Below are 18,500 nucleotides of genomic sequence, written 5' to 3'. Positions count from 1 at the left end.
ACACCCCGGCAGCGTGGGACACGGGCCCGGACGCCGGAGGGCCGGCGGCCACCGGTGGGGTCGGTGGCCGCCGGCCGGGGAGGGGCGGCGACGCGCTGGGTGCGGACGTGGCGTCGTCGGGCCTGCCGCGCTCGCCGGGTACCGCGCCGCGGCGTCGGGCGTCGGACCCGCGCCGACGGTGGCGTGCGCGTCGGCGGTGGCGTGCGCGTCGGCGGGCGAACGAGAGAGGCGAGCAGGCGGTCAGTCGCTCATAGGGGCAGACGAGAGTCAGGCAGTCAGGTGGGCAGATGGTCAGGCGGGCAGTGGCATCGGGAGTTCCAGGCGATCGTCCGAGGTGAGGATGGCCTGTTGGAGTGCCTGGAGGTCGCGGCACGGTTCGAGGCCCAGCTCCTCGTTGAGCGTCTTACGGGCCGACTGGTAGACGTGCAGCGCGTCGGCGCGGCGACCGGAACGGTAGAGCGCCAGCATGAGTTGGCGGTGCAGCGCCTCCCTGAGCGGGTGCTCCGTCGCCAACTGGTAGAGGTCGCTGACCAGTTCGCGGTGCCGGCCCAGCATGAGCCGGGCGTCCATCAGCATCTCGACGCACTCCAACCGGGCCTCGTACAGCCAGGTCTGGAAGCCCTCCAGGATGGGGCCGCAACACACGTCGTCGAGCAGTGGCCCGCGCCACAGGGCGAGGGCGCTCTCGAAGCTGTGGGCCGCCTGTCCGTAGCGGTGGGCTCGGGAGTGGTGGCGCCCGTCGTTCACCAGGCGCTCGAAGTGTCGGATGTCCAACTCGTCGGAGCCCAGGCGCAGGACGTAGCCGGGCGGGCGCGTGAGCACCGGGCTCTCGTCGCGGTCGGGGCGGTTGAGGAACTTGCGGATCTGCGAGATGTACACGTGGAGCCCGGCGATGACGCGGCGCGGGGGCTCCTCGCCCCAGATCTCCGTGATGAGATGGTCGACGGGGACCACCTGGTCCGAGCGGACGAGGAGAACGGTGAGTAACACCTCTATCTTCCGCGCCCTGATGGAAGACTTCTCCTCCCCGTCGACCACGCGGAGAGGCCCCATGATTTCATATCGCACGGCGTGTCCCAGTCGCTGAAAGCGGTGAATTGTCGTATTCCGATGACGGACTCTTGGCGGTGTGCGAGCGAGCGTCGACCCAGGTCGACGTACGGATCGTGGGACCGCAGCGGACACCTGCCTGTGGGCCGGTCCCTCTGGCCTCGCAGGGCCGTTTCCGTTGGTTTACGTCATGCAACACCGAAGCCACATATCCCCCGTCTCTATGGCGGTTTCCTCGACGGCCGGGTGGCAAAGCGAACCGGCTCTTCGCGGGTGACTGAAACGCCTTTGCGAGTTGTTCCGTTCGCTTGCCGGGAATCGGGAAACCGCACCCATCGGGCGCTGTCTCCAGGAATGACGATACGCCGCTCGTCAACGCCGGACAGATTAATGCACCCCTGTCCGGCAGACCCCGGCCCCAGTTGCCTACTCCGCACCCCCCTAGGGGTGAAACGGAGTCATCGCGGGAGCGCCGCGCACGCTGGGGGAGTGACGGGTGAACCGGGCCGCTGGGCTGGTGGGAGTGGTGGGCGACCGGGAGTGCGGGGGGTGCTGGGGGTGCTGACGCTACGCGTGTGGCGCCGCGGGTGATGCCTGGTCAGCCAGGACGCGGGCCGGCTGTCGGGGGCGCTAGGGGGGTGGCCTTCGGCGCCGGCACGCCGCGTGCCGGCGCCGAAGGCTCAGGCCCCGGCCGCGCCGCACTCGGGGTCGGTGGGGCGGTGGCGCGGTCCGGTAGGGGTGTCTCAGGGCTTGTGCGCGACCACGATCACGCATCCGGCGCTCGGCACCGTCGGCAGCGCCTCCTTGGCCGCGTCGAACACCTCCTGGACCGAGATCCCGTGCGTGGCCTCGAAGTCCTTGCGGCAGCGCAGGATGCCGTCGATCATCCGGTTGGCCGTGTCCTTGGTGTTCTCGGTGACGTCCTTGACCTCGTCGAGGACCAGCCCGGCCGCGCTGATCAGCTCAGGCCAGTCCTCCAGCCTGACCAGCGAGGACACGACGGACGGATCGGTGGGCTCCTGGTAGCTGCCGTCCTCGGGCGGGGTCACGTCGGTCAGCACAACCCGGCCGCCCGGCACCAGCACCCGCGTCATCTCGCGCAGCGCCGTCAGCCGTTCCATGTGGTTGATCGACTCGAAGGCCAGGATGGCCTCGAAGGACTCCGCGTCGAAGGGCATCGCCATGGCGTCCGCGAACTGGAACCTCACCTGGTCCGACCTGCCCGCCGCTGCCGCCCGCTCAAGGCCCTGCTTGACCTGCTGCTCGCTGATGGTGATGCCCAGTACGTCGGCCCCGGTCGAGGTCGCCACGCGCATCGCCGGCTTGCCGATGCCGCAGCCCACGTCCAGCACCCGGTCGCCGGGCCCCACGCGGAGCCGCTCGATGAGCAGGTCGGTGAACCGGTCGGTGGCCTCCTCGACGGTGGCCGTGTCCTCGGCGTTCTCCCAGTACCCGAAGTGGAAGTTGTCGTCCCACGCCATCTGGAGCAGCGGACCCAGCGAGCTGTAGTAGTCGGACACCTGGCCGCTCGGCGGAACGGACGCTTGGGACATGACTCTCCTCCTGTGTGCTCGGCGACCCGGCTGGCCGTCAAGGGGCCGCCACGGGGCCCACTCGTGAGCTGATGGTCCAGTGGCGCGATAACACCGGGCTAAAGTCACCGGCCGCGACCTGTTTGGCGTGCCTTTAGAGAGGCAGACCACGCTGGCGACGTGCTCGCACCGATCACTCAAGTCCGGAGCGGAGTGCCGCCAATGACCCATGACGACCGGAAGTCTTTTCCTGCTGAGCTCCGTACGAGGCGTGATGGCTAGCACCGATCCCACCCGGTCACCCCGGTCCGTAACTCCCATCGCCGTCGTGGGCCTCGCCTGCCGATTTCCACGGGCGGCGAGCCCCCGGGAATTCTGGCGACTGTTACGCAATGGTGAAAGCGCGATTTCCGCGATGCCGGACGACCGCCGGTACGCGGAAAGCGTCGACGCGGCGAACGGCGCGACCGAGCGGGCCCGTTCCATTCGCTGGGGCGGATTCCTGGACCGCGTGGACACATTCGATGCCGAATTCTTCGGCATCGCGCCGCGCGAGGCGCTCGCCATGGACCCCCAGCAGCGACTGATGCTGGAGCTGGCCTGGGAGGCGCTGGAGGACGCGGGCACCCTCCCCGAGACCCTCGCGGGCAGCCGCACCGGCGTCTTCGTGGGCGCCATGTGGGACGAGTACGCCGCCCTGCTGCGCCGGCACGGCGCACTCGCGGACAACCGCTACCCGATGACCGGCCTGCACCGCAGCGCCATCGCCAACCGCGTCTCCTACGGACTCGGGCTCCGCGGCCCCAGCCTGGCCGTCGACACGGCCCAGTCCTCCGCGCTGGTGGCCGTGCACCTGGCCTGCGAGAGCCTGCGCCGCGGCGAGTGCACCCGAGCGCTGGCCGCCGGCGTCAACCTGATCCTCAGCGAGGACAGCATGGACGCGGCCACCGCCCAGTTCGGCGGACTCTCCCCGGACGGCAGGTGCCACACCTTCGACGCCCGGGCGAACGGGTTCGTACGGGGCGAGGGCGGCGGCGCGGTGCTGCTGCGCCCCCTGGAGGCGGCGCTGCGCGACGGCGACCCGGTCTACTGCGTCATCCGGGCCAGCGCACTCAACAACGACGGCGCCACCGACGGGCTCACCGCACCCAGCCAGGGCGCCCAGGAAGACGTGCTGCGCCGCGCCTACGAACAGGCGGAGACGGCCACCGCCGACGTCCAGTACGTGGAGCTGCACGGCACCGGCACGCCCGTCGGCGACCCGATCGAGGCCGCGGCCCTCGGCGCCGCGCTGGGCCGGGACCGGTCGGCCACGGCGCCGTTGCGCGTAGGCTCCGCGAAGACGAACGTCGGCCACCTGGAGTCCGCCGCCGGAATGGTCGGGCTGCTCAAGGTGGCGCTCGCCCTCACGCACCGCGCGCTGCCGCCGAGCCTGAACTACGCCACACCCAATCCGCGCATCCCGCTGGCCACCCTGGGACTTGAGGTACAGCGGGAGCTCGGCCCGTGGCCACGGGCCGACCAGCCCCTGGTCGCCGGCGTCAGCGCCTTCGGCATGGGCGGCACCAACGCCCACCTGGTGCTCACCGAGGCACCCGAGCCCGAGCCGACCCCGTCGCCGCTCACCGCCGCGCCCACCCCGACGCGCCGCGCCCACCGGAGCCCCGCCCCCGTCGCCTGGACGCTGTCGGGCAGGACCGAGCAGGCGCTGCGCGCCCAGGCCGCGCGGCTGCGCGCGCACCTGGCCGACGAGCCCGACGCGGACCCGGCGGCCGTCGGGCACGCGCTCGCCACCCGCCGTACGGCCTTCGCCCACCGCGCCGTGCTGCACGGACACGAGCGGGACGAACTGCTGGCCCTGTTGGACGCGGCCGAGCGCGGCGCGGACGCCCCCGGCCTGGCTCGCGGCCGGACCACCGGCGGCAAGGTCGCGCTGCTCTTCAGCGGCCAGGGCAGCCAGCGGCTGAACATGGGCCGCGAGCTGTACGACACCTACCCGGCCTTCGCCACCGCCCTGGACGCGGCCCTCGACTGCCTCGACGGCCACCTGGACCGACCGCTGCGCGAGATCCTGTTCACCGCGCCGGACGCACTCGACGCGTCGGACGCGCCCGATGCCCCCGACGCGCCGGACGCGGCACCCAGCGCGCTCGACCAGACCGCGTACACCCAGGCGGCCCTGTTCGCGATCGAGGTCGCCCTCTACCGGCTCGTCGAGTCCTGGGGCCTGACGCCGGACTACGTGCTGGGCCACTCGGTGGGCGAGATCGCCGCCGCCCACGTCGCCGGGGTGTTCTCGCTCGCCGACGCCGCAGCGCTGGTCGCGGCCCGGGGGCGGCTGATGCAGGCCGTCACGGAACCGGGCGCGATGGCCGCCTGGCAGGCCAGCGAGGACGAGGCGGCCGAACTCCTCGCGCGGTACGCGGGCCGGCTCGGCGTCGCCGCCGTCAACGGGCCCGCGTCGCTCGTGGTCTCCGGCGACGCGGACGCCGTGGACGAGGCGACCGCCGCCTGGCGCGCCCGTGGACGCAAGGCGTCCCGGCTGCGCGTCAGCCACGCCTTCCACTCCCACCACATGGACGGCATGCTCGACGCGCTGCGGACCGTCGCCGCCGGCCTGACGTTCGCCCCGCCGACCATCGACGTCGTCTCGAACGTGACCGGCGAGGTGGCCACCGCGCGACAACTCGGCTCGCCCGACTACTGGGCCGAACACGCCCGTAGCGCCGTGCGGTTCATGACCGGCGTGCACACCCTGCACGCGGCCGGCGTCGACACGTTCCTCGAGATCGGCCCCGACGCGCCGCTGACCGTCATGGCCCGCGAGTGCTTCACCGCCCTGCCCGAGACCGGACGAGGCGGCGTCGACCGACCGCGGCCGGCCGCCCTGGCCACCCTCCGCCGCCAACGCCCCGAGGTCACCACCCTCGCCTCCGCCGTGGCCCAGGCGTACGTACGGGGCGTGCCGCTGCGCTGGGAGCGCACCTTCGACGGCGCCAGCCACCCTCGGGTGACCCTGCCGACCTACGCCTTCCAGCGGCAGCGCTTCTGGCCACGGCCGACGGCCGAGCCCGAGCCGGCGGGCGCGCGGCGAACCGGGCACGGCAGCACCCACATCCCGGCCCGCGTCAACGGCACCGCCCTGCCCGGACCCGCCCCCGACGCGCCCACACCGCCCGAGCCCGCCGCCTCACCCCTGCGGAGCAGGCTGGGCGGGCTCACCGACGCCGAGCGCGACCAGGTACTGCTCGACCTCGTACGGGCCAAGGCGGCGCTGGTCCTCGGCCACGCGACGGGTAGCGCCGTCGACCCGCACCTGACGTTCAAGGAACTCGGCTTCGACTCGATGGCCGCGGCCGAGCTGAGCGAACAGCTCAGCGCCGCGGCCGGGCTGCCGCTGCCCGCCACGCTGACGTTCGACCACCCCACGCCCACCGCCGTGGCGGCCGAGCTGCGCGCCCAGACCGGCGACGGCCCCACCGCCTCACCCGAGCCGCACCGGTCGGCGCCCGCCGTGGCCGGCGCCGACGACCCCGTCGCCATCGTCGCCATGAGCTGCCGCTACCCGGGAGGCGCCAGCACCCCCGAGGAGCTGTGGCGCCTGGTGGCCGGCCAGGTCGACGCCGTGGGCCCGTTCCCCACCGACCGGGGCTGGGACCTGGCGGGCCTCTACCACCCCGACGCCGACCACCCCGGCACCAGCTACGCCCGCGAGGGCGGCTTCCTCTACGACGCGGCCGAGTTCGACGCCGCCTTCTTCGGGATCAGCCCGCGCGAGGCGCTGGCGATCGAGCCGCAGCAGCGACTGCTCCTGGAGGCCGCCTGGGAGGCGTTCGAGCGCGCTGGCATCGACGGCCCGGCGCTGCGCGGCAGCGACACCGGCGTGTTCGTGGGCGCCACCGCGCAGGACTACGGCCCGCGACTGCACCAGGCCGCCGGCGGCATCGACGCCCACCTGCTCACCGGCGTCACACCCAGCGTGGCCTCCGGCCGGGTGGCCTTCACCTTCGGCCTGGAGGGGCCCGCCGTCACCGTCGACACGGCCTGCTCCTCGTCCCTGGTGGCCCTGCACCTGGCGGCCCAGTCGCTGCGGCAGGGCGAGTGCGCGCTGGCGCTGGCCGGTGGCGTCACGCTGATGGCCTCGCCCGGCATGTTCACCGGCTTCTCGCGCCAGCGCGGGCTGGCCCCCGACGGCCGGTGCAAGCCGTTCGCCGCCGCGGCCGACGGGACCGGCTGGGCCGAGGGCGTGGGGCTGGTCCTGCTGGAGCGGCTCTCGGACGCCCGGCGCAACGGCCACGAGGTGCTCGCCGTCATCCGTGGCTCGGCCATCAACCAGGACGGCGCGAGCAACGGCCTGGCCGCGCCCAACGGCCCCGCCCAGCAACGCGTCATCCGACAGGCGCTGGTCAACGCGGGGCTCGCCGGGACCGAGGTGGACGCCGTCGAGGCACACGGCACCGGCACCACCCTCGGCGACCCGATCGAGGCACAGGCCCTGCTGGCCACGTACGGCCAGGGCCGTGCCGACGACCAACCCCTGTGGTTGGGTTCCGTCAAGTCCAACATCGGTCACACCCAGGCCGCCGCCGGCGTCGCCGGCGTGATCAAGATGGTGATGGCGCTGCGCCACGCGGAGCTGCCGCCGTCGCTGCACGCGAACGAGCCCAGCCCGCACGTGAACTGGGCCGCCGGCGGCGTCCGCCTGCTGACCGAGCCCGTGCCGTGGCGCACCGGCGAGCGCCCACGTCGGGCCGCCGTCTCCTCGTTCGGCATCAGCGGCACCAACGCCCACCTCATCGTGGAGCAGGCACCCATCACGGAGCACACGGAGTGCGCGGACCAGACCGGACAGGACGCGCCGACGCGGGCCGTCGCCGGCGGCGGCGTCGTGCCCTGGGTGTTGTCGGCCCGAGGCCCGCAGGCGCTGCGTGGCCAGGCCAAGGCGCTGGTCGAGCGGCTGCCGGCCGCCCTGGACGCCGGCGCCTCGCTCGCCGACGTGGGCTTCTCGCTGGCGACCCGACGGACGGTGTTCGAGCACCGGGCCGTGGTGCTCGGCCAGGACCGGGACGAACTGCTGGTCGGCCTGGAGGCGCTCGCGGCCGGCGAAACCTACCCCGGTGTGGTGGGCCCCGCCGCACCCCCGACCGGCAACACCGCGCGCGGCCCGGTGCTGGTCTTCCCGGGGCAGGGTTCGCAGTGGGTGGGGATGGGCGCGGGACTGCTGGAGTCGTCTCCGGTGTTCGCTGCCCGCGTGGCCGAGTGCGAGCGGGCGCTCGGGCCGTACGTGGACTGGTCGCTGGCCGAGGTGTTGCGCGGTGGGGTGGACGCCGCCGATCTGGGTCGGGTTGATGTGGTGCAGCCGGTGTTGTGGGCGGTGATGGTGTCCCTTGCAGCGGTGTGGGTTGATCAGGGTGTGACGCCTGCCGCCGTGGTGGGTCACAGTCAGGGTGAGATCGCGGCTGCTGTCGTCGCGGGTGCGTTGTCCCTGGAGGACGGGGCGAAGGTGGTGGCGTTGCGGAGCAAGGCGCTGCGCCGCCTCGCCGGTGGCGGTGCCATGGCCTCGCTCGGCATGAGCCAGGCTGAGGCGACGCCGTGGCTGGCCGAGTTGGGTGCGGCGGCGTCGGCCGTCGTCGTGGCGGCCGTCAACGGCCCGGGTTCCGTGGTCGTCTCCGGCCCGCCCGAGCAGGTGCGACACGCGGTGGAACGCTGGCAGCGGACCGGCGGCCGGGCACGCCTGATCGACGTGGACTACGCCTCGCACAGCCCCCAAGTGGACGTGATCGCCGACGAGTTGACCGACCTCCTCGCGGGCGTCGAGCCGACCGGTTCCGACGTCGCCTTCTACTCGACCGTCACCGCCGAGCGCCTCGACACGACGGAGCTGACCACCGCGTACTGGGTGACCAACCTCCGCGAACAGGTCCGCTTCGCCGACGCCGTACAACGACTGCTCGAAGCGGGCCACCGGGTGTTCATCGAGGCCAGCACCCACCCCGTCCTCACCGTGGGGTTGCAGGAGTCCTTCGACGAGGCCGGCGTGGCGGCCGTCACCGTGCCCACGCTCCGGCGCGAGCAGGGCGGCCCGGCGCAGTTGGCCCAGTCGGTGGCGCAGGCGTTCGCCGCCGGCGTCGCGGTGGACTGGTCCCGGTGGTTCGCCGCCGACCCAGCGCCACGCGTCGTGGACCTGCCGACGTACGCCTTCCAGCGCGAGCGGTACTGGCTGGCCCCGGCCAGCGGCGGTGCCGGCAACCCGGCCGACCTCGGGCTCACCACCTCCGGGCACCCGCTGCTCGGCGCCGCCGTCGAGGTCGCCGACGGCAGCACACACGTGCTCACCGGGCGGCTGTCGACGCGGACCCACGCCTGGCTCGCGGAGCACGAGGTGGCCGGCGTCACCCTGGTGCCCGGCACGGTGCTGCTGGAGTGGGCGCTGCGCGCCGCCGACGAGGTGGGCGGTGCGGGCGTGGACGAACTGGCCCTCCAGGTGCCCCTGGTCCTCCCCGCCGCTGGCGCGCTGCGCGTCCAGGTCGTGGTGGGCGACGCCACGCCGGACGGCCGCCGCGACGTACGGATCTACTCGCGCGCCGACGAGCCCCAACCGTCCAGCCTGCCCTGGCTGTGTCACGCGGAGGGCGTGCTGGGCCCGCCGCGGACCGAGGCCGCCGAGCCCGACCAGCCGGTCGGCGCCTGGCCGCCACCCGCCGCCGAGCCCGTGGACCTGGCCGAGTTCACCGCTGACAGCGCCGCCGACGGATACGGCTACGGGCCCGCCTTCCAGGGCCTGCGCGCCCTGTGGCGGCACGGGGACGAGGTGCTGGCCGAGGTCGCGCTGCCCAAGGCGGCGGGCGACCACGAGGGTTACGGCATCCACCCGGCACTGCTGGACGCGGCGCTCCAACCCGCGCGCCTGGTCCCCGCCCCCATGGCGGACGAGGACATCGACGGGCGGGTGTGGATGCCGTTCAGTTGGAGCGGAGTGACGCTGTGGGCCGGCGAGGCACGCAGCGTCCGGGTACGCCTCAGCCCACGCCAGGACGCGGCGGAAGGGGAGCGGGCGCTGCGCGTCACGGTCACCGACGGGACCGGCGCGCCCGTCCTGACCGCCGACGCGCTGGTGACCCGACCCGCCGACAGGAGCCACCTGCGCGCCGCGGCCAGCCGTGGCGTGGAGGGCCTGTTCACCCTGGACTGGGCCCCACTCGGCACGGCGCGCGCGGCCGACGCGTCCGCCGACGGGGACTGGGCGCTGCTCGGCGACGACCGGCTCGGCCTGACCGGGCCCGGCATCGACGGCCCGCGCGGCACCAGCTACCCCGACGTGGCGGCACTGGCGGCCTCGGCCGCCGACGGCACGCCCGTACCCGCGACCGTGCTGACCCAGGCACTCGGCGGTGACGCGCCGACCGACACCCGAGCCGACACACCCACCGACGCGCTGCGCCTGGCCGAGAACCTGTCGCGCCTGGTGCGCGACTGGCTGGCCCACCCCGCCCTGGCCGAGCGCCGGCTCGTCGTCGTCACCCGTGGCGCGGTGGCCACCGACGACGGCGAACCCGTCCAGGACCTGGCCGGCGCCACCGCCTGGGGGCTGGTCAGCGCCCTACAGGTCGCGCACCCCGGGCGCCTGCTGCTGCTGGACGCCGACGAGGACACCGCCGGGCTGCCCTCGGTGGCGCTGCGGGCCGGCGAGTTCGACGAGCCCCGGCTCGCGCTGCGGGCCGGCCGGGTGCTGGCACCGCGCCTCACCCGCGCCACCGCACCCGCCGAACCAGCGGCGGACGCGTCCGACGGGCTCGACGCGGACGGCACGGTCCTGGTCACCGGCGGCGACGGGCCGCTGGGCGAGCTGATCGCCGAGCACCTGGCGCGTACGGGGCAGGCCAAGCACCTCCTGCTCGTCAGCCCACCCGGCACGGACGACGCTGAGACGGGCGAACTCGCGGACCGGCTGGGCGCGTTGGGCGCCACGCCGCGGTTCGCGTCGGCCGACCTCGCCGACCCCGAGGCGGTGGCCGCGCTCGTCGCCGCCGTCGACCCCAAACACCCGCTCACCGCCGTCATCCACACCGCGGGCAGCCCCCCGGCGGCGCGGCCAGCCACGGACGGGAACACCACCACCGGCGAGGCCACCGCGGACGCCACCGAACACCTGGCCCGGTCGTGGGCCACCCGGGCCGGCGCCGCCACGCACCTGCACGCGGCCACCGCCGGGCTGCCCCTCACCCTGTTCGCGACGTTCTCATCGGCCGCCGGCACCCTCGGCGTCACCGGGCGGCCCGAGGACGCGGCGGCGGACGCGTACGGCGCCGCCCTGGCGGCCCACCGGCGCACGCTCGGCCTGCCCGGCCTCGCGGTGGCCTGGGGACCCTGGGCCGCCAGCGGGCCCACGCCAGCGCCGCGTTCCGGCATCGAGGCGCTCCCCACCGATCAGGCGCTCACCCTCTGGGACGCCTCCCGCCGACACGGCGGCGCCCATCTGGTGGCCGCGGGCATCGACCCCCGGGCGCTGGCGGCGCTGCCCACCGACGCGGTGCCGGCCACCCTGCGCGGCCTGCTCGCGGCGGGCGCACGCGGACGCCGCAGCGCGGCCGAGGTCGGTGCGGGACGGCCGGTGGACTGGGCGGCGCGACTCGCCGGGCTCTCCGCCGACGATCGCCACCGCACCCTGCTGGGCCTGGTCCGGGAGCACGCGGCCACGGTGCTCGGGCACGCCGACGCCGACGCGGTCCAGGTGGACGCGAGCTTCAAGGATCTCGGCTTCGACTCGTTCACGGCCGTGGAACTGCGCAACCGGCTCGCCGCCGCCACCGGGCTGCGTCTGCCGGCCGCCCTCATCTTCCGCCACCCCACACCGGAGGGCATCGCCACGCACCTGCTCCAGCGGCTCGTGCCCGACGAGGCACAGCCCCCGGCGCACGGCACCGCCGAACCGGCGCTCACCGACCTCACCCGACTGGAGAACACCCTGACCAACGCGGTGTTGGCGGACAACGACGCCGGCGCCGTGCTGTCCCGACTGGAAAGCCTGCTGTCCCGGCTCAAGGCCGAACGCAAGCCGGCGAACGAGAGCAGCGCCGCGGAACGACTGGAATCCGCGTCCGCGGATCAGGTTCTCGACTTTATCCACAACGAACTCGGGGTGTCCTGAATGCGCTGGACGCCACCATCGCCGAAGGCCGGGTGACTCCCATGGTGAACGAAGAGAAGCTGGTCGAGTACCTCAAGCGCGTCTCCGCCGAACTGCACGACACGCGACAGCGGTTGCGCGAGGTCGAGGAGCGAGCTCAGGAACCGATCGCCGTGGTGGGCATGGCCTGCCAGTTCCCCGGCGGGGCCCGCACACCCGAGGAGTACTGGGAACTCATCGTCTCCGGCGTGGACGCGATCGGCGACTTCCCGACCGACCGCGGCTGGGACCTGGAGAACCTCTACCACCCGGACCCGGGCCACTACGGAACCAGCTCGGTCAACCAAGGCGGGTTCCTCTACGACATGGACACGTTCGACGCCGCATTCTTCGGCATCAGCCCGCGCGAGGCGCTGGCCATGGACCCGCAACAACGCCTCCTCCTGCACACCGCGTGGGAAGCGCTGGAGCGGTCCGGAATCGACCCGTTCACGCTCAAGGGAACGCGGACGGGCGTCTACGCCGGCATATCCGGCCAGGACTACCTGTCCCGCACCATGCGCATCCCCGAGGGCTTCGAGGGGTACGCCACCACCGGCGTGCTGCCCAGCCTGCTGACCGGCCGCGTCGCGTACACCCTGGGCCTGGAGGGCCCGGCCGTCACCGTCGACACCGCCTGCTCCGCCTCCCTGGTCGCCATGCACCTGGCCTGCCAGGCGCTGCGCCAGGGCGAGTGCACCCTCGCCCTGGCCGGCGGCGTCAACGCCATGGCCACACCGCTGATGTTCACCGAGTTCTCCCGCCAGCGCGCCCTTGCCCCCGACGGGCGCTGCAAGTCCTTCGACGCGTCCGCCGACGGCACCGGCTTCTCCGAGGGCGTCGGGCTGGTCGTCCTGGAACGGCTCTCCGAGGCGCGGCGCAACGGCCATCGCGTGCTCGCCGTCATCCGTGGCTCGGCCATCAACCAGGACGGCGCCAGCAACGGCCTCACCGCGCCCAGCGACGTCGCCCAAGAGCGCGTCATCGGCCAGGCGCTGGCCAACGCCCGGCTGGGCCCGGCCGACGTGGACGCCGTCGAGGCGCACGGCACCGGCACGGCCCTCGGCGACCCCATCGAAGCCGAAGCGCTCATGGCCACCTACGGGCGGGAACGGGAGCCCGACCGCCCGCTCTGGCTGGGCTCCGTCAAGACACACATCGGCCACACCCACGCGGCAGCCGGCGTCGCCGGAGTCATCAAGATGGTGATGGCCCTGCGCCACGGCCTGCTGCCGGGCAACCTCCACCTCCACCAACCCACCCCGCACGTCGACTGGGACGACGCGTCGGTCCGGCTGCTGACCGAACACGTCCCGTGGGAGCAGCACGGCCGCCCGCGCCGGGCCGGCGTCTCCTCGTTCGGCATCTCCGGTACGAACGCCCACCTCATCCTGGAACAGGCACCCGAGCCGACACCCGCGACCGACCCGACAACCGAGCCGGCGACGCCCGCGGCCCCCGACGCCCCGCTGCCCTGGGTGCTCTCGGCCCGCACCGCCGACGCCCTCCGCGACCAGGCGGCGGCGCTCCTGCGCAGGGTGACCGCCGCCCCCGACCTCTCCCCGCGCGACGTGGGGTGGTCCCTGGTCACCACTCGCTCGGCCTTCGAACACCGGGCCACCGCCGTGGCCCCCGACCGCGAAACCCTCCTCACGGCCCTGACCGCCCTGGCCTCCGGCGACACCCACCCCCAACTCGTCCACCCCGCCCACCCCACCGTCGGCGGTGTCGGCCCGGTGCTGGTGTTCCCGGGTCAGGGTTCGCAGTGGGTGGGGATGGGTGCGGGGTTGTTGGAAGCCTCGCCGGTGTTCGCCACGCGGGTGGGTGAGTGCGAGCGGGCGTTGGCTCCGTATGTGGACTGGTCGCTTGCTGAGGTGTTGCGCGGTGGAGTGGACGCCGCCGACCTGGGTCGGGTTGATGTGGTGCAGCCGGTGTTGTGGGCGGTGATGGTCTCCCTGGCCGCGGTGTGGGCTGATCAGGGTGTGACGCCTGCCGCCGTGGTGGGTCACAGTCAGGGTGAGATCGCGGCTGCCGTTGTCGCGGGTGCGCTGTCCTTGGAGGATGGTGCGAAGGTGGTGGCGTTGCGGAGCAAGGCGCTGCGCCGCCTCGCCGGTGGCGGGGCGATGGCTTCGCTGGCGTTGAGTCAGGACAAGGCCGAAGAGTTCCTGGCCGGGCTCGGCGACAGCGCGGCGGGTGTGGGCATCGCAGCGGTCAACGGGCCGGGGTCCGCCGTGGTTTCCGGGCCGCCCGAGCAGGTTCAGCACGCGGTCTCCGCTCTGGAGGAATCAGGTGGCAGGGCTCGCCTGATCGATGTGGACTACGCCTCCCACAGCTCACAGGTTGATGAGATCGCCGACGAGTTGCACGAGGTGTTGGCCGGTATCAGTCCGACCCAGGGTGAGGTGGCGTTCTACTCCACCGTCACCGCCGAACGTATCGACACCAGCACCCTGGACACCGCGTACTGGGTGACCAACCTGCGCGAACAGGTCCGTTTCGCCGACGCCGTACGCCAGCTCCTGGCTGATGGCCACCGCGTCTTCATCGAGGCCAGTACCCACCCCGTCCTGACCGTCGGTCTCCAGGAAGCCTTCGACGAAGCCGGGATCGACGCTGTCGCGGTGCCAACCCTTCGCCGCGAGCATGGCGGGTTGGAGCAGTTGGCGCGGTCCGTGGCGCACGCGTACGCCGCCGGCGTCGCGGTGGACTGGACCCGCTGGTTCTCGGGAGAGCCCGCGCCGAGCGTGGTGGATCTGCCGACGTACGCGTTTCAGCGGGAGCGGTTCTGGTTGGACGGGCACAGCGGGGAGACCGGGCGCGGGGGTGACCCGGCCGACCTGGGGTTGACCTCGGCCGGGCATTCGTTGCTCGGGGCGGCCGTGGAGCTGGCCGACGAGAGTTCCTGCCTGTTGACCGGGCGGCTGTCCGCACAGTCGCCGTCGTGGCTGGCCGAGCACGTCGTTGCCGGCAGCGTGTTGGTGCCCGGGGTGGCGCTGGTGGAGTGGGCGCTGCGGGCCGCGGACGAGGTGGGCAGCGGTGGGTTGGACGAGTTGGCGCTCCAGGTGCCCCTGGTGTTGCCCGCCTCCGGTGGCGTTCGGGTGCAGGTCGTGGTGGGGGAGGCCGGCGCCGACGCGCGGCGGGACGTACGGATCTACTCGCGTCCGGACGGTGAATCCGCCGACCCCTGGCTGTGCCACGCCGAGGGTGTGCTCGGCCCGCCGGCGGATACGGCGGCGCGGGGCGAGGGCCTGGGCGGCGTCTGGCCGCCGGCCGGCGCCGAACCGGTGGACCTGACCGACTTCTACGAGCGGTCGGCGGCTGCTGGCTACGCCTACGGCCCGGCGTTCCAGGGACTGCGGGCCGCGTGGCGGATGGGGGAGGACCTGTACGCGGAGGTGGAGCTGCCCGAGGCGGCGGGGGAGCGCGACGGGTTCAACATTCACCCGGCGCTGCTCGACGCCGTCATGCAGCCGACTCTCCTGTTCGACGCCGCCGATACCGCCCCCGACGCCGCTGCCGGAGAAGGTCAGGTGTGGATGCCCTTCTCCTGGAGCGCGGCGTCCCTGTGGGCCGCCGAGGCCAGCTCCGTACGGGTGCGTCTCTCGCCGCGCCCGGGCGGCGCGCCGGGGGAGCGGTCGCTGGGCCTGACCGTGGCCGACGCCGTGGGCGCGCCCGTGCTCAGCGCCGACTCCGTGGTGCTGCGGCACGCCGACGTCGGCCAGGTGCGCGCCGCGCGCGACCGTGGCGCGGACGACCTGTACGCGCTGGAGTGGACCCCGCTGCCGGTGCCGTCCGGGACACGGCCGGAGGCTCCCGCGCTGGCCGTACTCGGTGACGACCCGTACCAACTCGCCAACCTGCGCTTGCCCGACGGCGGGTTGCCCGTGGCGTACGACGACGTCGCGGCACTGGTGGCGCGGTGCGAGGCCGGCACGCCGGTGCCCACGGTCGCGCTGCTCAGCGTCCCCGCCTCCGGCGCGGAGGGCGTGAAGGGCGCGGATGGCCTGGAAGGCGCTGACGCGGGGCTGGCCGCGACGCGCCGGGTCCTGGAGGTCGCGCAGGAGTGGCTGGCCGCGCCGCGACTCGCCAACGCGCACCTGGTCGTGGTGACGCGGGGCGCGGTCACCGAAGGTGAGCCGGGCGGCGGCAGCGGGGCCGTGGACGAGCGGTGGGTGGACGCGGCCGGCGCCGCCGTGTGGGGCCTGGTGCGCAGCGCGCAGGCCGAGAACCCCGGCCGACTGCTCCTGCTCGACCTGGCTCCGGACGTCGCGGTGGCCCCGGACGCCGTGGCGGGCGCCGTGCGGGACGCGGCGGCCGGTGGCGAGTGGCAGGTGGCGCTGCGCGCCGGCCGCGTGCTCGTGCCCCGCCTCGTACGGGCCGACGCGGCCAGCGAACTGGTGCCGCCGGCCGGCGAGCGGGCCTGGCGGCTGGCCGCCCACACCACCGGCACGGTGGAACACGTGACGGCGGCGGCCTGCCCCGAGGCGCTGGCGCCGCTCGCGCCGGGACAGGTGCGCATCGACGTACGCGCCGCCGGCGTCAACTTCCGTGACGCGCTGATCGCGCTGGGCATGTACCCCGGCGGCGCGACCTTCGCGGGCAGCGAGGGCGCGGGCGTCGTGGTCGAGGTCGGCGACGGCGTCACCGGGTTGGCCGTGGGCGACCGGGTGCTCGGCCTGTTCGAGGGCGCGTTCGGCTCACTGGCCGTGGCCGACGCCCGCACGGTGGCGGCCATGCCCGACGAGTGGAGCTTCCCGCAGGCGGCCTCGGTACCGGTCGCGTTCCTCACGGCCTGGTACGGGTTGGTGGAGTTGGGTGGGTTGGCCGCGGGTGAGTCGGTGTTGGTGCACGCCGCGGCTGGTGGGGTGGGGATGGCGGCGGTGCAGGTGGCGCGGCATGTGGGGGCGGAGGTGTACGCGACGGCCAGTCCTGGCAAGCACGAGGTGTTGGCGGGGATGGGTATCGACGCGACGCATCGTGCCAACTCGCGCTCGTTGGACTTCGAGTCGGCCATCCGGGACGCGACGGGTGGTCGGGGTGTCGATGTCGTCCTGAACAGTCTGGCCGGCGAGTTCGTGGACGCCTCGCTGCGGCTGCTCGCCGACGGCGGGCGGTTCGTGGAGATGGGCAAGACCGACCTCCGCGACCCCGAGCAACTCGCCGCGGACCACCCTGGCGTGCGCTACACCCCCTTCGACCTGCTGGCCGACGCGGGCCCGGACCGCATCGCCGCGATGCTGGGCACCCTGCGCAAGCTGTTCGCCGACGGCGCGCTGTCCCCGTTGCCGTCGCGGGTGTGGCCGTTGGCGCGGGCTCGGCAGGCGTTGCGGCATCTGAGCCAGGCCAAGCACACGGGCAAGCTGGTGTTGGACGTGCCGGCCACTCTGGACCCCGAGGGCACGGTCCTGATCACCGGCGGCACGGGCACCCTCGGCGCGCACGTCGCGGAGCATCTGGCGCGTACGGGTCGGGCTCGGCACCTGTTGCTGGTCAGCCGTAGTGGCCCGGAGGCGCCGGGCGCCGGTGAACTGGTCGAGCGGTTGGCCGCCGCCGGTGCATCGGCCCAGGTGGTGGCGGCCGACGTCACGGACCGGGAAACGGTCGAGAGCCTGGTCGCTGGCGTCGACCCGGCCCACCCCCTCACCGGCGTCATCCATGCGGCGGGCGTCCTCGACGACGCGATGTTCCCGTCCCAGGACGCGCAGCGACTGGCCCGCGTCTGGGCGGCCAAGGCCGCCGCCGCGGCCCACCTGCACGCCGCGACCCGGGATCTGCGGCTGGGCATGTTCGTCCTCTTCTCCTCCTTCGCCTCCGCCCTGGGCACACCCGGGCAGGCCAACTACGCCGCGGCCAATGCCTTCTGCGACGCGCTGGCCGCCCACCGCAGGGCCGTCGGGCTGCCCGGCCTCTCGGTCGCCTGGGGCCTGTGGGCCGATGCCAGTGGGCTGACCGCCCGGCTCGACGCCGCCGACCACGCCAGGATCGGCCGCCTCGGCATCAAGGCCAACAGCACCGAGCAGGGCCTGACCATGCTGGACGCCGCCTGTGCGCACGGGCAGCCGCAGCTCCTCGCGCTCCGCCTGGATCGGCGGGCCCTGGCCGGCCAGCCGATCGAGGGGTTGCCGACCCCGTTGCGGGCGCTGGCCGCGGCCGGCGCCGGCACCCCGCGCCGGGCAGCCGCCGCCGCCCACGCCTCCGCCGACCTGGCCGGCCAGCTCCGTGGACTGCCCGCCAGCGAACAGCACCGCACACTGCTCGGCCTGGTCCGTACGCACGCCGCCACGGTCCTCGGGCACGCCGACTCCGGAACGGTGCGGCCGGACACCTCCTTCAAGGAACTGGGCTTCGACTCGCTGACCGCCGTGGAACTGCGCAACCGCCTGGCAGCCGCCACCGGCCTGCGGCTGCCCGCCGCCCTCGTCTTCGACCACCCCGAGCCCGCCGCGCTGGCCCGCCACCTGCTCGACCAGCTCGACCTGGGCGGCGCGCCACCCACCACGGGCGACGCGGGCGACGCGGGAGGCCCGCTGTTCGCCGAACTCGCCCGGCTGGAGGGCGCGTTGACCGGCGCGGCCGTCGCGGGCCTGGACGCGGGCGCGGTCACGGCCCGCCTGGAGACGCTGCTGGCGAAGTGGAAGGCCAGGAGCGCTCCCGTCGAGGAGGAGGCCGCGGCGGACATGCTGCACACCGCGTCGGCGGACGAGTTGGTGAACTTCATCGACAACGAACTTGGCCTGTCATGAATTACTTGG

At 74.0% G+C, this 18,500-nt stretch carries 4 protein-coding genes; 2 read left to right on the top strand and 2 right to left on the bottom strand.

What is annotated here, in order from left to right:
• Positions 1-291: 291 nt before the first annotated feature.
• Positions 292-1,053, bottom strand: coding sequence for an AfsR/SARP family transcriptional regulator (locus tag AC3CHW_RS00735; RefSeq protein ID WP_466296481.1), 762 nt, complete (start codon positions 1,051-1,053; stop codon positions 292-294).
• 740 nt (positions 1,054-1,793) lie between these two features.
• Positions 1,794-2,603, bottom strand: coding sequence for an SAM-dependent methyltransferase (locus AC3CHW_RS00730; protein ID WP_187062074.1), 810 nt, complete (start codon positions 2,601-2,603; stop codon positions 1,794-1,796).
• Between the two features lie 253 nt (positions 2,604-2,856).
• Here AC3CHW_RS00730 and AC3CHW_RS00725 point away from each other — a divergent pair, with 253 nt between their 5' ends.
• Both AC3CHW_RS00725 and AC3CHW_RS00720 read left to right on the top strand, forming a co-directional pair.
• On the top strand, positions 2,857-11,730 hold the full coding sequence (locus tag AC3CHW_RS00725; RefSeq protein ID WP_488469176.1) for a type I polyketide synthase: 8,874 nt from the start codon (positions 2,857-2,859) through the stop codon (positions 11,728-11,730).
• Between the two features lie 41 nt (positions 11,731-11,771).
• Positions 11,772-18,491, top strand: a complete 6,720-nt coding sequence (locus AC3CHW_RS00720; protein WP_488469175.1) for an SDR family NAD(P)-dependent oxidoreductase — start codon at positions 11,772-11,774, stop codon at positions 18,489-18,491.
• Positions 18,492-18,500 lie beyond the last annotated feature (9 nt).

The sequence above is a fragment of the Streptomyces sp. MGP-BFMKR1 genome (genome assembly GCF_057766585.1).
Note: the sequence above shows the minus strand (reverse complement) of the source record. Positions and strands in the feature narration are given on the sequence as shown.